Raw genomic sequence first — 5,498 nt, forward strand, 5'->3', positions numbered from 1 at the left:
CGGCCGGGCGGTCGGCGCCGCCACGGGCCGGGCGGTTGCCCGCACGGGCGGCGGCGTTCTCGGCGCGGACCTCGGCGATGTTCTTGACGTCGCCCTTGTAGATCCAGACCTTCACGCCGATGCGGCCGAAGGTCGTCTTGGCCTCGAAGAAGCCGTAGTCGACGTTCGCGCGGAGCGTGTGCAGGGGCACACGGCCCTCGCGGTAGAACTCCGAGCGGGACATCTCGGCGCCGCCGAGGCGGCCACCGCACTGGACCTTGATGCCCTTGGCGCCGGCCTTCATCGTGCTCTGCATGCTCTTGCGCATGGCACGACGGAAGGAGACGCGGGAGGACAGCTGCTCGGCGACGGCCTGGGCCACCAGCTGAGCGTCCGTCTCGGGGTTCTTGACCTCGAGGATGTTCAGCTGGACCTGCTTGCCGGTCAGCTTCTCCAGCTCGCCGCGGATGCGGTCGGCCTCGGCGCCGCGGCGGCCGATGACGATGCCCGGACGAGCGGTGTGGATGTCGACGCGGACGCGGTCGCGGGTGCGCTCGATCTCAACCTTCGAGATGCCGGCGCGCTCCATGCCCTTCGTCATCATGCGACGAATGGCGACGTCTTCCTTGACGTAGTCCTTGTACAGCTTGTCGGCGTACCAGCGGGACTTGAAGTCCGTGGTGATGCCGAGCCGGAACCCGTGCGGGTTTACCTTCTGGCCCATTACCGGGTTCCTTCCTTGCTGCTGACGACCACGGTGATGTGGCTGGTCCGCTTACGGATCCGGTAGGCGCGGCCCTGGGCACGCGGACGGAACCGCTTCAGGGTCGGACCCTCGTCCACGTACGCCTCGCTGATGACCAGCGAAGAGGCGTCGGTGTGGTCGTAGTTGTGTGCGGCGTTGGCAATGGCGCTGTCCAGCACCTTGCCGACCGGCACGCTCGCGGCCTGCGGGGCGAAACGCAGGACCGCCTGAGCCTCCGTGGCGTCCATGCCACGGATGAGGTCCACCACGCGGCGGGCCTTCATGGGCGTGACGCGGATGTACCGCGCCTGGGCCCTGGCTTCCATGGTTGTCCCTTCGGTGTAAGTCATAGTCAGTCACCCCGCTGTTAGCGGCGCTTCGACTTCCGGTCGTCCTTGACGTGGCCGCGGAAGGTGCGAGTCGGCGAGAACTCGCCGAGCTTGTGGCCGACCATCGACTCGGTGACGAACACCGGGACGTGGATCTTGCCGTTGTGCACCGCGATGGTGTGACCCAGCATGGCCGGGACGATCATCGAGCGACGGGACCAGGTCTTGATGACGTTCTTGGTGCCTGCTTCGTTCTGTGCGTCCACCTTCTTGGCGAGGTGGTCGTCGACGAAGGGCCCCTTCTTGAGACTGCGCGGCATCTAAACCCGCTCCTAGCGCTTCTTGTTCGTCTTGCGGCGGCGGACGATGTACTTGTTCGACGCCTTCTTGGGCGAACGAGTACGGCCTTCCTTCTTACCCCACGGCGAAACCGGGTGACGGCCACCGGAGGTCTTGCCCTCACCACCACCGTGCGGGTGGTCGACCGGGTTCATGACGACACCGCGGACGGTCGGGCGAACGCCCTTCCACCGCATGCGGCCGGCCTTGCCCCAGTTGATGTTCGACTGCTCGGCGTTGCCGACCTCGCCGATGGTGGCGCGGCAGCGGGCGTCGACCAGGCGGATCTCACCCGACGGCATACGAAGGTGGGCCATGGTGCCCTCCTTCGCCAGCAGCTGCACGGAGGCACCCGCGGAACGGGCGAACTTCGCGCCGCCGCCGGGCCGCAGCTCGATGGCGTGGATCGTCGTACCGACCGGGATGTTGCGCAGCGCCAGGTTGTTGCCGGGCTTGATGTCGGCGGCGGGGCCGTTCTCGACACGGTCGCCCTGCGTCAGGCCACGCGGCGCGATGATGTAGCGCTTCTCGCCGTCCGCGTAGTGCAGGAGCGCGATGCGCGCGGTGCGGTTGGGGTCGTACTCGATGTGCGCGACCTTGGCCGGCACGCCGTCCTTGTCGTGACGACGGAAGTCGATCACGCGGTAGGCGCGCTTGTGGCCACCGCCCTGGTGGCGAACGGTCACACGACCGGTGTTGTTACGGCCGCCCTTGTTGTGCAGGGGGCGGACCAGCGACTTCTCCGGCGTGGACCGCGTGATCTCGACAAAGTCGGCGACGCTGGAGCCACGACGGCCCGGGGTCGTCGGCTTGTACTTGCGGATACCCATTTCTCAGTCCTCGTCCGATTCCGGACGACTCGGCCTCACTAGGAGGTCGGGCCGCCGAAGATGTCGATACGGTCGCCCTCAGCGAGGGTCACGATGGCGCGCTTGGTGTCCGCGCGCTTGCCGAAACCGGTGCGGGTGCGCTTGCGCTTGCCCTGGCGGTTGATCGTGTTGACCCCGGTGACCTTGACCGAGAAGACCGCCTCGACGGCCTGCTTGATCTGGGTCTTGTTGGAGCCCGGCGCGACGATGAACGTGTACTTGTTCTCGTCGAGCAGCGCGTAGCTCTTCTCCGAGACAACCGGCTTGACGAGAACGTCGCGCGGGTCGTCGTAGGTCTTGCTGGTAACGGTCGCCTCGCTCATCAGGCGTCGCTCCCTTCGGTCTCAGCGGTCTGGGGGCCAGACACGAAGGACTCGAAGGCGGCCTGGGTGAAGACCACGTCGTCAGAGACGATCACGTCGTACGTGTTCAGCTGGCCCGGCTCCAGGATGTGCACCTGGGGCAGGTTGCGTGCGGAGAGCCACGCGGCCTCGTCGTTGCGGTCGACGACCAGGAGCAGGTTCTTGCGCTCCGAGATCTTGCCGAACAGCGTCTTGGCGGCCTTCGTGGAGATCCCACCCTCGACCACGCCGGTGACGACGTGGATGCGGGAGTGACGCGCCCGGTCGGAGAGGGCACCGCGGAGGGCGGCGGCCTTCATCTTCTTCGGGGTGCGCTGGGAGTAGTCACGCGGCTGCGGGCCGTGGACCACGCCACCGCCGACGAACTGCGGCGCACGGGTCGAACCCTGGCGCGCGCGGCCGGTGCCCTTCTGGCGGTACGGCTTGCGCCCACCACCGCGGACCTCGCCACGGGACTTGGTCTTGTGCGTGCCCTGACGGGCAGCTGCCAGCTGTGCGACGACGACCTGGTGGATCAGCGGAACGCTGGTCTTCGCGTCGAAGATCTCCGCGGGGAGCTCGACGGTACCGGCCTTGTCGCCTGCCGGCGAAAGGATGTCAATGGTGCTCATTACCTCAAGCCCCCTTGGCCGCGGTACGGACCAGGACGAGGCCGCCGTTCGGACCGGGGACCGCGCCCTTGATGAGCAGCAGACCCTTCTCCGCGTCAACCGCGTGGATGGTCAGGTTCTGGGTGGTGACGCGCTCGTTACCCATCCGACCGGCCATGCGCATGCCCTTGAAGACACGCCCAGGGGTGGCGCAGCCACCGATCGAACCGGGGGAACGGTGCTTGCGCTGCACGCCGTGACCGGCGCCGAGGCCCCGGAAGTTGTGGCGCTTCATGACGCCGGCGAAGCCCTTGCCCTTGCTCTTGCCGGTGACGTCGACCTTGACGCCGGACTCGAACACCTCGGCGGTGATCTCCTGGCCGAGCGTGTACTCGGACGCGTCCGGGGTGCGGAGCTCCACCAGGTGGCGGCGCGGGGTGACGTCGGCCTTGGCGAAGTGACCCTTGAGGGGCTTGTTCACCTTGCGCGGGTCGATCTCGCCGAAGGCGATCTGGACCGACTCGTAGCCGTCGCTGTCGTTGGTGCGGACCTGGGTGACGACGCAGGGCCCGGCCTTGACGACGGTCACCGGGACGACCCGGTTGTTCTCGTCCCAGACCTGGGTCATGCCGAGCTTCTCGCCCAGGACGCCCTTAATGTTCTTAGCCATCTCGCGCGTCACCTCAGAGCTTGATCTCGATGTCGACGCCCGCCGGCAGGTCGAGGCGCATGAGCGAGTCAACCGTCTTCGGCGTGGGGTCGAGGATGTCGATGAGGCGCTTGTGCGTGCGCATCTCGAAGTGCTCGCGCGAGTCCTTGTACTTGTGCGGCGACTTGATGACGCAGTACACGTTCTTCTCAGTGGGCAGCGGCACCGGGCCCGCGACCGACGCACCAGTGCGGGTCACCGTCTCGACGATCTTCTTCGCCGAGGAGTCGATGACCTCGTGGTCGTAGGCCTTGAGCCGGATGCGGATCTTCTGTCCCGCCATGGCTACTAGTAGTCCTGTCTCTCGTATTCACGCTCTGGAACCCGGGGTTCGGTAACTCCGTCTCCGACCCACGCGGTCGGGCGTGTCGCATCCCCTCTACGTAGAAGTCCCGAAGGATTTCCCAACCAAGGGGGTGCGGGCCGAAGACCACGCTGCCGGGGGCGAAACCCCACCGGGTGCCTGGCCGGCGCCCCACTTACGCTTCCCGGAAGATTCCCGTACGTCCGGCCCGCATGGGGCCGACGAGTACTGTGGGACTCGCTTCCGGTCCTCCCGGCGGGAGGCGCGCAGCATTGACACTCAACCGAGCAACCTGGCTAGTGTGCCACACGCGTCACGAGCCTGGCCAATCGGGCCGGGAATCTTACCCCGGCCGAGTGGATGCTCAAACGCAGGCGCGCTTCGACCCCGCTCCCGGGGCCCGTCAGGTGCGGCTCACCGCCCAGCAGCGTCCGTCGTCCTCCCCGGCCAGGCGCCGGCCCCGGTCGTACGGGTCCTTGGCGGGACCGGTGGCGGGGGTACCGGTGGGCAGGCCGTCACCGAACTCGGGGTGGTAGTAGCCGTCGCGCACGTCGCACGCGCTGTTGCCGAACTCGTTGTCGTAGCGGTAGAGGCCGATCCTGCCCCGTGTCGCCTGCCACTGGGCCGGGTCCAGCAGGGACGTGGTCAGGGCCCTGCGGATGATCGTGCGGGTCACGGGGCCGTCGCCGTCCCCCGCCCGGACCAGGGGATAGACGAACGTGTAGTCGGCGTGCACCCGGACCTCGCCCGGCTTCTCCCCGGCCGCGAACGTCATCCTCCCCCGCACCCGGACCACGTCACCGGCCAGGCGCACCTCGGCCGGATCGAAGCGGCTCACCAGGTCCAGCGGGTCGTGCTGCTCGTCCGGGTCGCGCAGGGCGCGCCGCAGGTTCGGCAGCACCTCGGGCTGCCGGGGGTCGAGCAGGGCCAGCGCGGCGGTGGGCTCCCCACCCCGGAGGACGGCCGGGTCCAGATTGGTGGCGACCAGGAACTGCTTCGTCAGGCGCAGGGCGAGCGCGACGTCCTCCTTGCTCATCCCGCCCGTCGCCTTCGCCTCGGGCAGCTCGATGGCATCGGCCCCGGAGGCCCACCGCTCGGCGGGCGAGCCGCGGAAGGGGTGGGCGCGGGTGGCCGATCCGGCCCGGACCGCCGACCTTGCCGCCCGCCGCGCCGCCCTCGCCCTCGCCCTACAGACCGACGCAGAGCGGCTACGGGCGCAGCTCTTCGCCCCCACCGTGCACGGCGAGTTCGCCGGCAAAGAGGGCCACTGGC

General features: G+C 68.3%; 9 protein-coding genes. All 9 read right to left on the reverse strand.

The window, feature by feature from the left end:
• Window positions 1–703 (reverse strand): 30S ribosomal protein S3 (rpsC, locus tag MHW47_RS31385; protein WP_239227265.1); only part of this gene is annotated, 703 nt, incomplete at its 3' end.
• Window positions 703–1,050 carry a 50S ribosomal protein L22 gene (rplV, locus tag MHW47_RS31390; RefSeq protein ID WP_004571827.1) on the reverse strand — a complete coding sequence of 116 codons (348 nt, stop codon included), beginning with the start codon at window positions 1,048–1,050 and terminating at the stop codon, window positions 703–705. The genes rplV and rpsC, both read right to left, overlap by 1 nt.
• A 41-nt stretch (window positions 1,051–1,091) precedes the next feature.
• Window positions 1,092–1,373, reverse strand: coding sequence for a 30S ribosomal protein S19 (rpsS, locus tag MHW47_RS31395; RefSeq protein WP_239227266.1), 282 nt, complete (start codon window positions 1,371–1,373; stop codon window positions 1,092–1,094).
• A 12-nt stretch (window positions 1,374–1,385) separates the two neighbouring features.
• Complete coding sequence (gene rplB / locus MHW47_RS31400; RefSeq protein ID WP_073964434.1) at window positions 1,386–2,222, reverse strand: 50S ribosomal protein L2; 837 nt, start codon at window positions 2,220–2,222, stop codon at window positions 1,386–1,388.
• Window positions 2,223–2,260: 38 nt separating this feature from the next.
• On the reverse strand, window positions 2,261–2,584 hold the full coding sequence (gene rplW, locus MHW47_RS31405; RefSeq protein WP_111337412.1) for a 50S ribosomal protein L23: 324 nt from the start codon (window positions 2,582–2,584) through the stop codon (window positions 2,261–2,263).
• Window positions 2,584–3,234, reverse strand: coding sequence for a 50S ribosomal protein L4 (gene rplD, locus MHW47_RS31410; protein ID WP_111337409.1), 651 nt, complete (start codon window positions 3,232–3,234; stop codon window positions 2,584–2,586). The genes rplW and rplD overlap by 1 nt, the downstream gene beginning before the upstream one ends.
• Before the next feature lie 4 nt (window positions 3,235–3,238).
• On the reverse strand, window positions 3,239–3,883 hold the full coding sequence (gene rplC, locus MHW47_RS31415; protein WP_111339468.1) for a 50S ribosomal protein L3: 645 nt from the start codon (window positions 3,881–3,883) through the stop codon (window positions 3,239–3,241).
• A gap of 13 nt (window positions 3,884–3,896) precedes the next feature.
• Entirely contained in the window at window positions 3,897–4,205 is a 309-nt protein-coding gene (gene rpsJ, locus MHW47_RS31420; protein ID WP_003948644.1) for a 30S ribosomal protein S10, read from the reverse strand.
• A gap of 424 nt (window positions 4,206–4,629) precedes the next feature.
• A complete protein-coding gene (locus MHW47_RS31425) occupies window positions 4,630–5,262 on the reverse strand; it encodes a hypothetical protein (RefSeq protein WP_239227267.1) in 633 nt (210 codons plus the stop codon).
• Window positions 5,263–5,498 lie beyond the last annotated feature (236 nt).

Origin of the sequence: Streptomyces sp. OfavH-34-F, assembly GCF_022347745.1 — a bacterium.
GTDB lineage: Bacteria > Actinomycetota > Actinomycetes > Streptomycetales > Streptomycetaceae > Streptomyces.